Raw genomic sequence first — 14,725 nt, 5'->3', positions numbered from 1 at the left:
CCGTCGTTCAGTTCGACGCCGGACCGAACGTGTAGGTGAGGTCGTTCATGAAATGCAGCTCGTAGCTTTCCGATACTTCGCCATTCGACGGGACGACATCGAAGAAGAGCGTCAGGTCCTTCGCCGGCGCGCTTTCGCCTTCCTCCGTTTCCGCCTCGTCGGCACGATAGCCGACGACGGTGCCGGCGACGCCGGCCACTTCCTTCACCTCGGTGGTGGAGATGACCTTCGCATTCGGACCGACGCGGTCGAGCTTCTGTACGAAGAAGCGGTAGACGTCCTTGTCCGGCTGGCCGACCTGCATCATTACCGTGCGCCAGACGCCGCTCTGATCGCCATCCGTCCAGGGACCGACGACCTGCACGTCCTCGATCTGCGTCGCGAGTCCCTCGGCGGCCTTCTGCATCTCGGGATCGACCGGCGGGACGTTCGTGATCGCCGGGGCGACGGGAGGCGCTTCCCCGGTCTGGTCGGTGGTTCCGGCCGGCGGCGTGTAGGGCTTCGGCGCGCCTGTATCCGGGGCCAGCGGCGAAGCAGCGCCGGGGTCGCTCTGCGCGAGCGCCGGCAGGCTTGAGGCAAGAAGAAGCGTCGCGAAAGCGATGGGTCGAATCATCGAAAGCCGTCCTCTGATCTGGGACCGCTTTCGATCATACGTCGAGATCGGTGGCAAACGCCGCGCGGTCCTGGATGAACCGGAAGCGCGCCTCCGGCTTGTTCCCCATCAGCGCGTCGACCGCGCCCGCGGTTCCCGCCTCCGGCGCTTCGTCGATCTCGACCTTCAGGAGCGTGCGGCGCCTGACGTCCATCGTCGTCTCCTTCAACTGCGCCGGCAGCATCTCGCCGAGCCCCTTGAAGCGGCTGACCTCGATCTTGCCCTTGCCCTTGAACTCGCGCGCGATCAGCCGCTCCCGGTCGGCATCGTCGCGGGCGTAGACGACCTTGCCGCCCTGCGCGAGCCGGTAGAGCGGCGGCACGGCCAGGAACAGGTGGCCCTGGCGGATGAGCTCCGGCATTTCCTGGAAGAAGAAGGTGATCAGCAGCGAGGCGATGTGGGCGCCGTCGACGTCGGCATCGGTCATGATGACCACGCGCTCGTAGCGCAACTCGTCGTCGCGGTACTTGCCGCGCGTGCCGCAGCCGAGCGCCTGGATCAGGTCGGCGATCTGCTGGTTCGCGCCGAGCTTGTCGCGCCCGGCGGAGGCGACGTTGAGGATTTTGCCACGAAGCGGCAGGACCGCCTGACGCATGCGGTCGCGCGCCTGCTTGGCCGAACCGCCGGCCGAATCGCCTTCGACGATGAAGAGTTCCGCTCCGGCCGCGCCGGTCTGCGAGCAGTCCGCCAGCTTGCCGGGCAGTCGCAGCTTGCGCGTCGCGGTCTTGCGGCTGACCTCCTTCTCGGCCTTCCGCCGCAGCCGCTCATCGGCGCGCTCGACCACCCAGTCGATCAACCGCGCCGCGTCCTGCGGCGAGGCGGCGAGCCAGATATCGAACGAATCGCGGATCGACGATTCGACGATGCGCTGCGCTTCGGCGGTCGCCAGCCGGTCCTTGGTCTGTCCGACGAATTCCGGCTCGCGGATGAAGACCGACAGCATCGCGGAGGCGGTCAGCATCACGTCGTCGGCCGTGATGATCGCGGCCTTCTTGTTGCCGGACACTTCCGCGAAGGCCTTCAGGCCGCGCAGCAGCACGGCGCGCAGGCCCGATTCGTGCGTGCCGCCTTCCGGCGTCGGGATCGTGTTGCAGTAGGAACGGACGAAACCGTCCGCCGCCGTCCAGCTCACCGCCCACTCGACGGCGCCGTGACCGGAGGTCTTCTCGGTACGGCCGGAAAAGGTCTGCGAAGTGACGCGGTGCTCGGAGCCGAGCGAGGCGTCGAGATAGTCCTTCAGGCCGCCGGGGAAGTGGAAGCTGGCGCGGGCCGGCGTCTTGCCGTTCGGCGGCAGGAGCGATGCGTCGCAGTTCCAGCGGATCTCGACGCCGCCGAAGAGATAGGCCTTCGACCGCGCCATCGCGAAGAGGCGCGCCGGGTCGAAGGCGGCGTTCTCGCCGAAGATCTTCGGATCGGGCAGGAAGCGGACGCGCGTGCCGCGCCGGTTGTGGACCTCGCCGACCTCTTCCAGCGGCGTCACCGCATGGCCGCGCTCGAACCGCTGCCGGTACAGCCGCTTGTTGCGCGCGACCTCGACCTCCAGCCGCTCGGACAAGGCGTTCACCACAGACACGCCGACGCCGTGCAGGCCGCCCGACGTCTCGTAGACCTTCGAATCGAATTTGCCGCCGGCATGCAGCGTCGTCATGATGACTTCGAGCGCCGACTTGTTCTTGTATTTCGGGTGCGGGTCGACCGGGATGCCGCGGCCGTTGTCGGTCACCGCGAGGCTGCCGTCGGCCTCCAGCGAGACTTCGATGAAGTTCGCGTGGCCGGCGACGGCCTCGTCCATGGCGTTGTCGATCACCTCGGCGAAAAGGTGGTGCATCGCCTTCTCGTCGGTGCCGCCGATATACATGCCCGGTCGGCGCCGCACCGGCTCCAGCCCCTCCAGCACCTCGATATCCGCGGCCGTATAGTCCGCCGCCTGCGGCGGCTCGGCGCGCGGCGCGGGGTTGCGCAGGGCCGAGGCGATGGGATCATCGGCGCGGCGGCGGTTCGGCGCGCGCACCTCGCGGCTGCGCGCGGCGTTTCCGGCAAAAAGATCGTCGGTCATGGGCAGCCCGTCGCGAGACTCGGCAACACGGGGCGAACGGGCGGAAATCTCATGGGTTTAAGCTATACTTTCACGAAATGTTCTTCAACCCGAAGCCCGGTCGGACGCACCGGCGCCTGGGGCATTGAAGCGCGCATCGCTTAGAAATGAGTTGCGATGCGGCAATCGTGCATCGAAAACCGCGCGATGAGATCGCCATTCCTCGCCGCACTCGCGGTCGCCTCGATCGCGAGCGTTCCGGCTATCGCCGCGCCGCTGCAACTGCCGCCGTTCAAGGACGCGCTCTTCGCGTATCCGTCCGGCAGCACGACCGGCGACGGCGGCGACCGGACCGACATCGCGTATTCCGAAATGCGCGACATCAACGGCCGCGACGAGATCCCCGAGCGGCGGGTGAAGGCCGCCTATGTCGATCCCGCGCCGTTGCGCAGCCAGGTCGAGACGGTCGTCGATACGGACGCCGGTCCCCTGAAGACCATGCAGGTCGGCGACCGTGCGAGGCCGACCGCAATCGTGCTCTTCATCCACGGGCGGAACGGCGACCGCCGGCTCGGCATGTACGACCGGACGTTCGGCGGCAACTTCAACCGGCTGAAGAACCTGATGGCGCGGGCAGGGGGGCTGTATGCGACCGCCGATGCCGGAGCGTTCGCCGAGGCGGACAAGGCACGGATCGCGAGCCTCGTCGCGCAACTCGCCGCGAAGCCGAACCGGCCGCCGCTGATCCTCGCCTGCGCCTCGATGGGGGGCGAGTTCTGCTGGGACCTTCTGGATCGCAGGGAGGTCGCCGGCGCCGTTGCGGGGATCGTGATGCTGAGCGCGAACAACGTGCCGGCGAAGGTGGAGGCGATGCGCCAGGCGGCCGGCAAGCGGCGGATCCCGCTGCTGCTCGCGCACGGGACGCGGGACAAGGTGTTCCGCTGGGACGCCACGGAGAGGCTCTACGAGACGCTGCACGGAAGCGGCTACCCGGTTCGCTTCGTCTCGATGACCGACGGCAACCACGGCACGCCCATCCGCATGATCGACTGGCGGGAAACGCTGAACTGGCTGCTGGTGAAGGCGGGATAGAAGCAAACGCGCCTCGCGTTCGGACGCGCCTTCGCGTTCCCGCGCCGTGGTGGCCGGGGTTTGCGGGTGGTTCGTTGCCGCTGGTCGAGAGCGGCGGGCGCCGAAGGCAGAGCCTTCCGACGTGGTGCATTCGTCAAAGCGGCCTGCCTTCGGCGCCCGCGCGGGTGTCTGCAGCGCTTGTCGCCGGCTGCCCCGCCGGCGTCCCCATGACCTTCGGCGAGGCGGCTTACCTCGCCTCAAGGGCGTGATCCGAACATTGTCCTCGGCTACACAGCCGTTCGGGTTCCTCGGCTTGCTCCCGGACCCATTTGCATGGGACCGGCCATGGTTCACGCTGCCCGGGCGCCCCGCTTCTCCGGAAGAAGCGCGACACCCGGACCCGCCCGCCACCCCACCGAACGATCCCGGTGATCATTCGCGCTCCCTCAGCGAGGCGGCGGTGAGCGGACGTTACGCGAGGCGCTAGCGGCGGGGATAAGTTTCGTAGAAGGCCGCCTGGTGCCTGAGCCCTCAACGGCCGGCGGTCCTCGATGCGTAGGCGGTCATGATCGCCTGGAGCAAGCCGGGAAAGCGCTCGTCGATCTCCTCGCAACGCGAATGGTTCCGCATCTCGACGCCGCAACGCTCGGAGCGGATCAGGCCCGCCTCGCGCAGCACCTTGAAGTGGTTGGACAACGACGATTTCGGGATGACGCGGTCGCCGACCGTCGCGACCGCCGAGCAGGCCGGGGCGCAACTCGCGCCGACGATCCGGATGAAGATCGCGGCACGGTCGGGGTCGGACAGCGCGTGAAGGATCGCTTCCGGCTGGATGTCCTCTTTGGCGGGATGAAGCAAGGGACGCATGTTTTTCCATATGGGGTCTTGATCGGCCCGCCCATAGTTCCGAAATTCTGAACTATGGGACGAAGGCGACCATTCCGGAGCCGGCCCATGTCGAGGTTAGCACAGATGTCGAAGCTAGAGGGAAAGGTCGCGATCGTGACCGGCGCGTCGAAGGGCATCGGCGCCGCCATCGCGAAGGCGCTGGCGAAGGACGGCGCCGCCGTGGTGGTCAATTACGTTTCGAGCCGTGAGGGCGCCGAAGCCGTGGTCGGGGCCATCGCCGCCGCAGGCGGCAAGGCAGTCGCGGTTCAGGGCGACGTTTCCCGAACGGAACAGGCGGAAGCGCTGATCGAAGCGGCGGTGAAGCAGTTCGGACGCCTGGACGTGCTGGTCAACAACTCCGGCGTCTATGAATTCGCCCCGGTCGAGGCGATCACCGAGGAGCACTACCGCCGACAGTTCGATGTGAACGTGCTCGGCCTCCTGTTCGCGACCAAGGCGGCGTCGAAGCATCTCGGGGAAGGCGGAAGCATCGTCAACGTTTCGTCCATGGCGGTCGGCGTCTATCCGGCGGCGAGCGCGGTCTATACGGGTACGAAGGGAGCGGTGAACGCGATCTCCAGCGTCCTCGCCAACGAGCTGGCGCCGCGCAAGATCAGGGTCAACGTCGTCAGCCCAGGCTACGTGGTGACCGAAGGCACGCGCACCGCGGGCATCACCGGTTCCGAGATGGAGGCCGGCATGGTGGCGCAGACGCCGCTCGGGCGGGCCGGGCAGCCGGAGGACATCGGCGGGGTCGTGGCGTTCCTCGCGTCCGACGACGCGCGCTGGGTGACGGGCGATGTGATCAGCGCCAGCGGCGGCATTCACTGACAGGCGAGTGTCCGCGCGCGGCTCCCCGGCCGGAGCGCGCGCGGGCAGCTTCGCTCCCCCGCCGCAGGACGCTGCGCGAGGTCGCGGCGGCCTTGCCCCTGGCGCCTCCTTCGTGTAAGGCCCCGCGCATTCCACACACGGAGTTCGGTCTCCGTCGCTCGATGGTTCATCGAACGGCAGGAAACCACCGGTGGCGGCTTCGGTCGCTTCTTCTCCGTGGAGGCTCAACCGGAAAGGCAATACGACATGGCACTGCCAGACTATTCCATGCGCCAGCTCCTCGAAGCGGGCGTCCACTTCGGCCACCAGACCCACCGCTGGAACCCGAAGATGGCGCCGTTCATCTTCGGCACGCGCAACAACATCCACATCCTCGACCTCGCCCAGACCGTGCCGATGCTGCAGCAGGCGCTGCAGGCGGTGTCGAACACCGTCGCCAAAGGCGGTCGCGTGCTCTTCGTCGGCACGAAGCGTCAGGCGTCCGAGATCGTCGCCGACGCCGCGCAGCGCTCGGCCCAATACTACGTCAACGCCCGCTGGCTCGGCGGCATGCTGACCAACTGGAAGACCATCTCGAACTCGATCCAGCGCCTGCGCAAGCTCGACGAGATGCTGGCCGGCGAAGCGCAGGGCTTCACCAAGAAGGAGCGCCTGACGCTGCAGCGCGAGCGCGACAAGCTCGACCGCGCCCTCGGCGGCATCCGCGACATGGGCGGCACGCCCGACATGATCTTCGTGATCGACACCAACAAGGAAGCGATCGCGATCGAGGAAGCCAAACGGCTGAAGATCCCGGTCGTCGCCGTGGTCGATTCGAACTGCGACCCGGCGCTGGTCGACTTCCCGATCCCGGGCAACGACGACGCCGCGCGCGCCATCGCGCTCTACTGCGACCTCGTCGCCAAGGCGGCGGTGGACGGCATCGGCCGGCAGGCCGGCGCGATGGGCGTCGACGTCGGCGCGGCGGTCGAGGCCCCGGCCGAGGAGCTCGACATGCCCGAGCAGTCGTCGGCTTCGGGCGCGGTCGCCGCGGACGATCCGGCAGAGGCGCAGACGGCCGCCGCCTGAGGCAGCCGTCACGGTTCGAGCAACAAGCTCCTTTAGACATATGGCGACGCCCAACGGCGTCGCTCCGATTTCGAGCGCGCCCTTCGCCTGTTCGCGGAGGGTGCGCGTCTTCCATTCGACGAGAGGCTGACCGACGATGAGCGTGACCGCGGCAATGGTGAAGGAGCTGCGCGAGAAGTCCGGCGCAGGCATGATGGATTGCAAGACCGCGCTCGCCGAGACCAACGGCGACATGGAGGCCGCGGTCGACTGGCTGCGCGCCAAGGGCATCTCGAAGGCCGACAAGAAGAGCGGCCGCACCGCGGCCGAGGGCCTGATCGGCGTCGCCGCCGGCGACGCGAAGGCGATCGTCGTCGAGGTGAACTCCGAGACCGACTTCGTCGCCCGCAACGAGGCGTTCCAGACGATGGTGCGCAAGGTCGCCGATACCGGGCTGACCACCGACGGCACGGTGGAGGCCGTCGCCGCGACGAAGTTCCTCAGCTCCGAGAAGACCGTTTCCGAGACGATCCAGGAAGCCGTCGGCACGATCGGCGAAAACCTGACGCTGCGCCGCACGACGATGCTGACGGTCGGCGAGGGCGTGGTGGCGACCTACGTCCACAATCAGGTCGCCGACGGGCTGGGCAAGATGGGCGTCCTCGTCGCGCTGGAGTCGGCCGGCGACCACGCCGCGCTGAACGCCTTCGGCCGGCAGGTCGCGATGCACGTCGCCGCGACGAACCCGCTGGCGCTGACCGCCGCCGACGTCGACCCGACCGTCGCCGAGCGCGAGAAGGCGATCTTCGTCGAGCAGTCCCGCGCTTCCGGCAAGCCGGACGCGATCATCGAGAAGATGGTCGAGGGCCGCATGCGCAAGTTCTTTGAGGAGTCGGTGCTCCTCAGCCAGGCCTTCGTGATCAACCCCGACCTCACCGTCGAGAAGGCGCTGAAGGAAGCGGAGAAGGATTTCGGCGCCCCAGCGAAGATCACCGGCTTCGTGCGCTTCGCCCTCGGCGAGGGCGTCGAGCGCGAGAAGAGCGATTTCGCGGCCGAGGTCGCGGCGGCAGCCGGCAAGAAGTAACGCGACGACGGCAACCGAACGACGAGGGGCGTCCGCTTTTCAAGCGGACGCCCCTGTTGTATCGGAAGGCCGCATCCGGGCGGGGAATTCGATGGCGACCGACATACGCTTCAAGCGCGTGCTCCTGAAAGTCTCGGGCGAAGCGCTGATGGGCCGCCAGGGTTTCGGCATCGACGTGGCGGTGGCCGATCGCATCGCCGGCGACATCGCCGAAGCGCGCGAGCTCGGCGTCGATGTCTCGGTGGTGATCGGCGGCGGCAACATCTTCCGCGGCGTGGCGGTGGCCTCGAAGGGCGGCGACCGCGTGACCGGCGACCACATGGGCATGCTGGCGACCGTCATCAACGCGCTGGCGCTGCGAACCTCGCTCGCCAAGCTCGGCATCGACGCGATCGTGCTCTCGGCCATCTCGATGCCGGAAATCTGCCAGAGCTTCTCGCAGCGCGTGGCGCAGGAGCACGCCGACGCCGGCCGCGTGGTGATCTTCGCCGGCGGCACCGGCAACCCGTTCTTCACGACCGATTCCGCCGCGGCGCTGCGCGCCGCCGAGATGGGCGCCGAAGCGCTGATGAAGGGCACGCAGGTCGACGGCATCTATTCCGAGGACCCGAAGAAGAATCCGAATGCCGAGCGCTTCGACCGCCTCAGCCACGACGAGGTGCTGCAACGGGGGCTGGCGGTGATGGACGTCGCGGCCGTGGCGCTGGCGCGGGAGAACCGCATTCCGATCGTCGTCTTCTCGATCCACGAGCCGGGCGGCTTCGCGCAGATCCTGCGCGGCGAGGGACGCGCGACGATCGTATCCGACTGACGAGGAGGCATAGGGGCTCGGGGAAGGCGCTGTCGACGGGCGCCGGAACGGCGGACCCGAAGGAGAGACGATGGCGAATTTCGACTTGAACGAGCTGAAGCGACGCATGGACGGCGCGGTGACCGCGCTGAAGCACGATCTGGCGGGCCTGCGCACCGGCCGGGCTTCCGCGAACCTCCTCGATCCGATCGTGGTCGACGCCTACGGGGCGCAGACCCCGCTCAACCAGGTCGCCAACGTCTCGGTGCCGGAGCCGCGCATGCTGTCGGTTTCCGTCTGGGACAAGACGCTGGTCGGCAAGGTGGAGCGGGCCATCCGCGACTCCAACCTCGGCCTGAACCCGATCACCGACGGCACGACGCTCCGCATCCCGCTGCCGGAATTGAACGAGCAGCGGCGCAAGGAACTCGTGAAGGTCGCCAGCGGCTATGCCGAGAACGCCAAGGTGGCGGCGCGGCATGTGCGCCGCGACGGCATGGACACGTTGAAGAAGCTGGAAAAGGACGGCGAAATCGGTCAGGACGAAAGCCGGCAGCTTTCCGAGCGCGTGCAGAAGATGACGGACGAGACCATCGCCCATATCGACGGCACCTTCTCCGACAAGGAAGCCGAAATCCTGCAGGTGTAGCGTGGGTGCCGGGCGGCGCGCCGCCTGACGATACGGGAAACCGGTCGATTGGAAGCCGGAGGAAGCAGCACGGTGCGCCACCCCCAGCATGTCGCCATCATCATGGACGGCAACGGCCGATGGGCGCAGGCGCGCGGCCTGCCGCGGACGATCGGCCATCGCCGCGGGGTGGAAGCCGTGCGGGACGCCGTGCGGACGGCCGGCGACCTCGGCATCTCCTACCTGACGCTCTTCGCCTTCTCCTCCGAGAACTGGCGGCGGCCCGAGCAGGAGGTCGGCGAGCTGATGGGCCTCCTGAAGCTCTTCATCCGGCGCGACCTCGCGGACCTTCACAAGGAGGGCGTGCGGGTGAAGGTCATCGGGGCGCGCCACAACCTCGCGCCCGACATTCTGTCGCTGCTGGAGGAAGCAGAGAACCTGACGCGCGACAATACCAGCACGACGCTCGTCATCGCCTTCAACTACGGCGCGCGCGAGGAAGTGGCGCGCGCGGCGCGGCGCATCGCGGAGCGCGTGATGAGCGGCGCGGCCGCGCTCGCCGACATCGACGCCGAACTGCTCGACAGCCACATGGACACCGCCGGCATCCCGGACCCCGATCTCATCATCCGCACCAGCGGCGAGATGCGCCTGTCCAACTTCCTCCTGTGGCAGGCCGCCTATTCCGAATTCGTCTTCCTGCCGTGCCTCTGGCCGGACTTCGACCGAAAGGCCTTCGAGGAGGCCTTGCGCGAATACGCTTCCCGCGACCGACGCTACGGCGGCCTGTCCCGGGAGATCGCGGCATCGTAGGGCTTTAGCGCGTGGGCCTCGGCATCGGGCGGATCGTCGACGCGCCCACCTGGACGGATCTGCGCTCCCGCCTGATCTCTGCGCTCGTCCTCGGCGTGGTCTCGCTCGGGCTGCTGATCCTCGGCGGCTGGCCGTTCCGGCTGTTCTGCTGCGTGAGCGGGCTCATCGTCTTCGACGAATGGACGAAGATGACGCGGGTGCGCCGCGCCGGGGCCGGTTTCTTCCTGCTGACCGCCGCCTTCGTCGCGAGCCTCGCGGCGTTCCTCCTTCGCTTCAACCTGTCGTCGGTGGCGATCCTCGTCGCGGCGGCGCTGATCGCGCTCGGCATCGGCCGGCGGTGGCGCGACGGCTGGTGGCTCGGCGGCGGCCTCGTCTACGCGGCGCTCGCCTCGCTGGCGCCGGGGATGCTGCGCAGCGACGATCTCGCCGGCCTCGCCGCGATGGGCTTCGTCGTCTGCGTCGTCTGGCCGACCGACATCTTCGCCTACTTCACCGGCCGCCTCGTCGGCGGGCCGAAGATCCTGCCGGCCATCTCGCCGAAGAAGACGGTATCCGGGTCCGTCGGCGGGCTGATCGCCGGCATCGTCATCGGGGCGGCCTTCTACGAGATCGTCGCCGGCTCGCTGACCGCCGCGATCGTGCTCTTCGCCGCCGTGCTTTCGGTGCTGGGGCAGGGCGGCGACTTCTTCGAATCCTGGGTCAAGCGCCGCTTCGGCGTGAAGGATTCGGGCCGGATCATTCCCGGCCACGGCGGCCTGATGGACCGGGTGGACGCGCTGGTCATCGCGATCGGCTTCGCCTGGATGGTCGGCATCCTCCTCAACGGCTTCGCGCATCCTGCTCAGGCCATCTTCATGTTCGATCAGTGATACGGGTCGATCGCCCTTGCGCGGCGCACCCCGTTCGCGTTCCCTGAACGCGGCGGGAGCGCCCTTCCACCAACGGAAGCGAACGAGATGGATATCGCGCGCGGATTCGAGTTCCTGTTTCACGCCGTCGCCTTCTGGGCGCTGCCGTTCCTGTTCGTCCTGACGGTGATCGTGTTCTTCCACGAGCTCGGCCACTACGCGGTCGGGCGGCTCTGCGGCATCAAGGTCGTCGCCTTCTCGATCGGCTTCGGCCCGGAGCTCCTCGGCTACACGGATCGCGCCGGCACGCGCTGGAAGCTCGCCGCGATCCCGCTCGGCGGCTACGTGAAGTTCCTCGGCGACGAGAACGCCGCGAGCGTGCCGGACGGCGAGGCGCTGCGCCACATGAGCGAGGACGAGCGCCGGATGGCGTTCGCGGCGAAGAGCGTCTGGCGGCGGGCGGCGACCGTGGCGGCGGGACCGGCCGCGAACTTCGTCCTGACGATCGCGATCTTCGCCGCCGTCGCCTTCTTCGCCGGCCGCCAGATCGGCGACCCGGTCGTGTCCGAAGTGCGCGCCGACTCGCCGGCGGCGGTGGCAGGCGTCCGCGCCGGCGACAGGATCGTCGCGCTCGACGGCGTGAAGATCGAGTATTTCAACGACCTCATCGAGCATGTCGCCATTCGCGGCGCGGTGCCGATCGCCGTGACCGTGAACCGCGGCGGCCAACAGGTCGACCTGACGGTCACGCCGCGCATCGAGACCGAGACGGATCGTTTCGGCAATGAGATGAAGCGGCCGCTGCTGGGTCTCGTCGCGAACAGCCAGAGCGCCTCGTTCCGGACCGAGCGGCTCGGCTTCGTCGATTCGCTCGGCTACGGCGCGCAGCAGACCTGGTTCCTGGTGCGCGCGACCTTCGGCGCGGTGACCGGGATCTTCTCGCGCGGCGAGGGGGCCGACCAGCTCGGCGGCCCGATCCGCATCGCGGAGATGTCGAGCCAGGCGGCGACGCTCGGCTTCGTCGCGGTGATTCTGTTCGCCGCGCAGCTTTCGGTCGGAATCGGTCTGCTGAACCTCCTGCCGATTCCCATGCTCGACGGAGGACACCTCCTTTTCTATGCCGCCGAGATGATTCGCGGCCGCCCCTTGAGCGAGCGGGTGCAGGAGGCCGGATTCCGCATCGGACTGGCGCTGGTGCTGTCGCTGATGGTGTTCGTGTTCTGGAACGACATCTCCTGAGTGCTTTTCGGAGGGCGCCGGACGACCACTCCAGCCCTGCGCAAGCGGAATTAACCGAATATTAACCATGGTTTTCGCGCCAGTGGCGGCGATGCAACGGTTTTCCGTTTCCTCAACGGATTACGACCAGTTTGCTTGAACGCATGCCCGAAGCCGGTAAAAGGCGAGGGTGCAGGATGCCGGCAAGGCGTCACGCCAAAGACATAAGTACAGGGTGGTTGGCCTATGACGGCTGGATCTAAGCTGCTTCGGACCGCGTCGGCGTTCGCGTTCTCGTCGTCGGTCCTTGCAACCTCGGTCGGCTTCGGGCTCGTCCTTGTGGAAACCGCGCAGGCGGCGCCCGTCACCCGCGTCGAGGTCCGCGGCAACCAGCGCGTCGAAGCCGATACGATCCGCAACCTCCTCGCCGTCCGGCCCGGTCAGAACGCCACCGAGGCGGATCTCGACGAGGGCGTGCGCAAGCTCTACTCCACCGGCCTCTTCTCCGACGTGCGCATCAAGCAGCAGGGCGGCACCGTCGTCGTCAACGTCAGCGAGAACCAGATCGTCAACCAGGTCCTGTTCCAGGGCAATTCCAAGCTGAAGGACGAGCAGCTCACCGCGGCCGTCCAGACGACGTCGCGGGGCGCCTACTCGCAGGCGACCGCCGACAACGACGTCAACGCCATCAAGGACGCCTATGTCCGCATCGGCCGCAGCGACGCCACCGTTTCCGTCCGCACGGTTCCGATCGAGAACAACCGGGTCAACGTCGTCTTCGACATCAACGAGGGCGACCGGACGAAGATCGGCCAGATCAACTTCGTCGGCAACAACGCCTTCGGCGACGGCCGCCTGAAGGAAGTGATTGCTCTCCGCGAGTCGGGCATCCTCAGCTTCCTGCAGCGCAACGACGTCTACGACGAGGACAAGCTGCGCGCCGACGAGGAAACGCTGCGGCGCTTCTACTACAACCGCGGCTACGCCGATTTCCGCGTGGTCTCCGCCACGGCCGACCTCGATCAGGCGCAGAACAAGTACTTCATCACCTTCACCGTCGAGGAAGGCGAGCGCTACACCTTCGGCAATGTCAGCGTCGATTCGACCATTCCCGGCGTCGACGGGGCGGCGCTACAGAGCCAACTCAAGACGCAGACCGGCGACGTCTACAGCGCGCAGAAGATCGAGGAATCGCTCGTCGCGCTGACGAACCGCGTCGCGCAGAACGGCTTCGCCTTCGCGCAGGTGACGCCGCGCGGCGACCGCGACTTCAACAACCGCACTATCTCGGTGAACTACGTGATCGATCAGGGCCCGCGCGCCTATATCGAGCGGCTGGAAGTGCGCGGCAACACGAAGACGCGCGACTACGTGATCCGGCGCGAGTTCGACGTGTCGGAAGGCGACGCCTTCAATCAGGTGCTCGTGCAGCGCGCCAAGCAGCGCCTCGAGCGCCTTGGCTTCTTCGACAAGGTCAACATCTCGACGGCTCCCGGCAGCGAGCCGGACCGGGTGATCGTGATCGTCGACGTGACGGAGAAGTCGACCGGCGAGTTCTCGGTCGGCGGCGGCTACACGACGGGCGGCGAGTCCGACGGCCCGGTGGCCGAGATCGGCATCACCGAGCGCAACTTCCTCGGCCGCGGCCAGTTCGTGAAGCTCTCGGCCGGTTTCGGCGCCGATACCCGCAGCTATCAGCTTTCCTTCACGGAACCCTACTTCCTCGGCCGTCGTCTCGCGGCCGGTTTCGACATCTACACGACCAAGAATACTTCGGAATCCTACGACGTTCGCCGCAGCGGCGGCGACGTGCGCCTGGCCGCGCCGATCACGACGGAACTGACCGCCCAGGTCGCCTACAACTTCAAGTCCGAGAAGTTCGGCGACGACGATGGCGTGACCTTCGGTCGTGCCTACGCCAACGACGACGGCGAATTCATCGATCCGACCACGAACACCGTCGTCGACTCGCCGATCCTGGTGAATTCGGCGGCGTTTCCGAACTACAACGGCGATACGACGCGTATCCGCCAGACCTGCGACGATCCGGACCCGTTCGGCGTGGTGTCCGACGATGCGGCGGATGGCAGCACGGACTTCTCGAACGCGCCGAAGTACACGCGGTCGCGCATCATCAACGCCGCGATCTGCGACAGCCCGTACACGACGTCGTCGTTCTCCTACGCGCTGACCTACAACACGCTGGATTCGAGCACCGATCCGCGCAACGGCATCCTCGCGACGGCCGGCCAGGAAATCGCGGGCATCGGCGGCGACGCCGACTTCGTGAAGACGACCGGCAAGGCGTCGTACTTCAACCAGCTCTCGGAAGAGTACGACGTGGTCGGCCAGCTCAGCGCTGGCGGCGGCAACGTCTTCGGGCTCGGCAGCGGCAACCTCCGCGTCTTCGACAACTTCTTCAAGGGCCAGGATATCGTCCGCGGCTTCGACACCAAGGGTATCGGTCCGCGCCAGTTCGAGCTCGACGAGGACGGCGACCATGTCGGCCGCGGTGTCGCGATCGGCGGCGAGAACTACCTGAACGCTTCGGCCGAGGCGACCTTCCCGCTGCCGGGCATCTCGCGCGACTTCGGCTTCCGCGGCGCGGTCTTCGCCGATGCCGGCACGCTCTGGGGCACCGAGTACGACGACGATGCGGGCGTGGTCGGCGACGGCCTGAAGATCCGCGCTTCGGCCGGTGTCGGCCTCATCTGGGCCTCGCCCTTCGGTCCGCTGCGCGTCAACTACGCCCAGCCGTTCCTGAAGGAAGACTACGACCGCAAGCAGCAACTGTCGTTCGGCTTCTCGACGCGCTTCTGA

Annotated in this window: 13 protein-coding genes; 10 read left to right on the top strand and 3 right to left on the bottom strand. The window is 67.5% G+C overall.

What is annotated here, in order from left to right:
* Positions 1 to 7 precede the first annotated feature (7 nt).
* Both F6X38_RS02960 and parE read right to left on the bottom strand, forming a co-directional pair.
* Positions 8 to 613 carry a hypothetical protein gene (locus F6X38_RS02960; RefSeq protein WP_150968062.1) on the bottom strand — a complete coding sequence of 202 codons (606 nt, stop codon included), beginning with the start codon at positions 611 to 613 and terminating at the stop codon, positions 8 to 10.
* A gap of 34 nt (positions 614 to 647) precedes the next feature.
* The gene (gene parE, locus F6X38_RS02955; RefSeq protein WP_150968061.1) at positions 648 to 2,708 is read right to left on the bottom strand and encodes a DNA topoisomerase IV subunit B; all 2,061 of its coding nucleotides are present in this window, start codon (positions 2,706 to 2,708) and stop codon (positions 648 to 650) included.
* A gap of 186 nt (positions 2,709 to 2,894) precedes the next feature.
* Here parE and F6X38_RS02950 point away from each other — a divergent pair, with 186 nt between their 5' ends.
* Positions 2,895 to 3,779, top strand: a complete 885-nt coding sequence (locus F6X38_RS02950; RefSeq protein ID WP_150968060.1) for an alpha/beta hydrolase family protein — start codon at positions 2,895 to 2,897, stop codon at positions 3,777 to 3,779.
* A gap of 510 nt (positions 3,780 to 4,289) precedes the next feature.
* On the opposite strand, the gene F6X38_RS02945 is transcribed toward F6X38_RS02950, so the two are convergent.
* Positions 4,290 to 4,625 (bottom strand): ArsR/SmtB family transcription factor, encoded by a 336-nt coding sequence (locus F6X38_RS02945; protein WP_150968059.1) that lies wholly within the window; start codon positions 4,623 to 4,625, stop codon positions 4,290 to 4,292.
* Positions 4,626 to 4,730: 105 nt separating this feature from the next.
* On the opposite strand from F6X38_RS02945, the gene F6X38_RS02940 reads away from it, so the two are divergent.
* From F6X38_RS02940 to bamA, 9 genes are all read left to right on the top strand, one after another.
* On the top strand, positions 4,731 to 5,477 hold the full coding sequence (locus tag F6X38_RS02940) for a glucose 1-dehydrogenase (RefSeq protein WP_150968058.1): 747 nt from the start codon (positions 4,731 to 4,733) through the stop codon (positions 5,475 to 5,477).
* Positions 5,478 to 5,723: 246 nt separating this feature from the next.
* Positions 5,724 to 6,545, top strand: coding sequence for a 30S ribosomal protein S2 (rpsB, locus tag F6X38_RS02935; protein ID WP_150968057.1), 822 nt, complete (start codon positions 5,724 to 5,726; stop codon positions 6,543 to 6,545).
* Positions 6,546 to 6,681: 136 nt separating this feature from the next.
* Positions 6,682 to 7,608, top strand: a complete 927-nt coding sequence (gene tsf / locus F6X38_RS02930) for a translation elongation factor Ts (RefSeq protein ID WP_150968056.1) — start codon at positions 6,682 to 6,684, stop codon at positions 7,606 to 7,608.
* 91 nt (positions 7,609 to 7,699) lie between these two features.
* The gene (gene pyrH / locus F6X38_RS02925) at positions 7,700 to 8,419 is read left to right on the top strand and encodes a UMP kinase (protein WP_150968055.1); all 720 of its coding nucleotides are present in this window, start codon (positions 7,700 to 7,702) and stop codon (positions 8,417 to 8,419) included.
* A 70-nt stretch (positions 8,420 to 8,489) separates the two neighbouring features.
* On the top strand, positions 8,490 to 9,047 hold the full coding sequence (gene frr, locus F6X38_RS02920) for a ribosome recycling factor (protein WP_150968054.1): 558 nt from the start codon (positions 8,490 to 8,492) through the stop codon (positions 9,045 to 9,047).
* 102 nt (positions 9,048 to 9,149) lie between these two features.
* Positions 9,150 to 9,839 carry an isoprenyl transferase gene (locus tag F6X38_RS02915; RefSeq protein ID WP_246191194.1) on the top strand — a complete coding sequence of 230 codons (690 nt, stop codon included), beginning with the start codon at positions 9,150 to 9,152 and terminating at the stop codon, positions 9,837 to 9,839.
* Positions 9,840 to 9,850: 11 nt separating this feature from the next.
* The gene (locus F6X38_RS02910) at positions 9,851 to 10,708 is read left to right on the top strand and encodes a phosphatidate cytidylyltransferase (RefSeq protein WP_150968052.1); all 858 of its coding nucleotides are present in this window, start codon (positions 9,851 to 9,853) and stop codon (positions 10,706 to 10,708) included.
* Between the two features lie 87 nt (positions 10,709 to 10,795).
* Complete coding sequence (gene rseP / locus F6X38_RS02905; RefSeq protein ID WP_150968051.1) at positions 10,796 to 11,926, top strand: RIP metalloprotease RseP; 1,131 nt, start codon at positions 10,796 to 10,798, stop codon at positions 11,924 to 11,926.
* 225 nt (positions 11,927 to 12,151) lie between these two features.
* Positions 12,152 to 14,725, top strand: a complete 2,574-nt coding sequence (bamA, locus tag F6X38_RS02900) for an outer membrane protein assembly factor BamA (RefSeq protein ID WP_150968050.1) — start codon at positions 12,152 to 12,154, stop codon at positions 14,723 to 14,725.

This window comes from Plantimonas leprariae (assembly GCF_008802405.1).
Lineage (GTDB): Bacteria > Pseudomonadota > Alphaproteobacteria > Rhizobiales > Rhizobiaceae > Plantimonas > Plantimonas leprariae.
This window is presented reverse-complemented; position numbering and strand designations above follow the sequence as displayed.

Excerpts from the sequence above, each read along its gene's own strand:
- frr (WP_150968054.1), top strand. The coding sequence starts at position 8,490 with ATGGCGAATTTCGACTTGAACGAGCTGAAGCGACGCATGGACGGCGCG.
- bamA (WP_150968050.1), top strand. The coding sequence starts at position 12,152 with ATGACGGCTGGATCTAAGCTGCTTCGGACCGCGTCGGCGTTCGCGTTC.
- rpsB (WP_150968057.1), top strand. The coding sequence starts at position 5,724 with ATGGCACTGCCAGACTATTCCATGCGCCAGCTCCTCGAAGCGGGCGTC.
- F6X38_RS02940 (WP_150968058.1), top strand. The coding sequence starts at position 4,731 with ATGTCGAAGCTAGAGGGAAAGGTCGCGATCGTGACCGGCGCGTCGAAG.
- F6X38_RS02960 (WP_150968062.1), bottom strand. The coding sequence starts at position 613 with ATGATTCGACCCATCGCTTTCGCGACGCTTCTTCTTGCCTCAAGCCTG.
- F6X38_RS02950 (WP_150968060.1), top strand. The coding sequence starts at position 2,895 with ATGAGATCGCCATTCCTCGCCGCACTCGCGGTCGCCTCGATCGCGAGC.
- F6X38_RS02915 (WP_246191194.1), top strand. The coding sequence starts at position 9,150 with ATGGACGGCAACGGCCGATGGGCGCAGGCGCGCGGCCTGCCGCGGACG.
- pyrH (WP_150968055.1), top strand. The coding sequence starts at position 7,700 with ATGGCGACCGACATACGCTTCAAGCGCGTGCTCCTGAAAGTCTCGGGC.
- rseP (WP_150968051.1), top strand. The coding sequence starts at position 10,796 with ATGGATATCGCGCGCGGATTCGAGTTCCTGTTTCACGCCGTCGCCTTC.
- parE (WP_150968061.1), bottom strand. The coding sequence starts at position 2,708 with ATGACCGACGATCTTTTTGCCGGAAACGCCGCGCGCAGCCGCGAGGTG.
- tsf (WP_150968056.1), top strand. The coding sequence starts at position 6,682 with ATGAGCGTGACCGCGGCAATGGTGAAGGAGCTGCGCGAGAAGTCCGGC.
- F6X38_RS02945 (WP_150968059.1), bottom strand. The coding sequence starts at position 4,625 with ATGCGTCCCTTGCTTCATCCCGCCAAAGAGGACATCCAGCCGGAAGCG.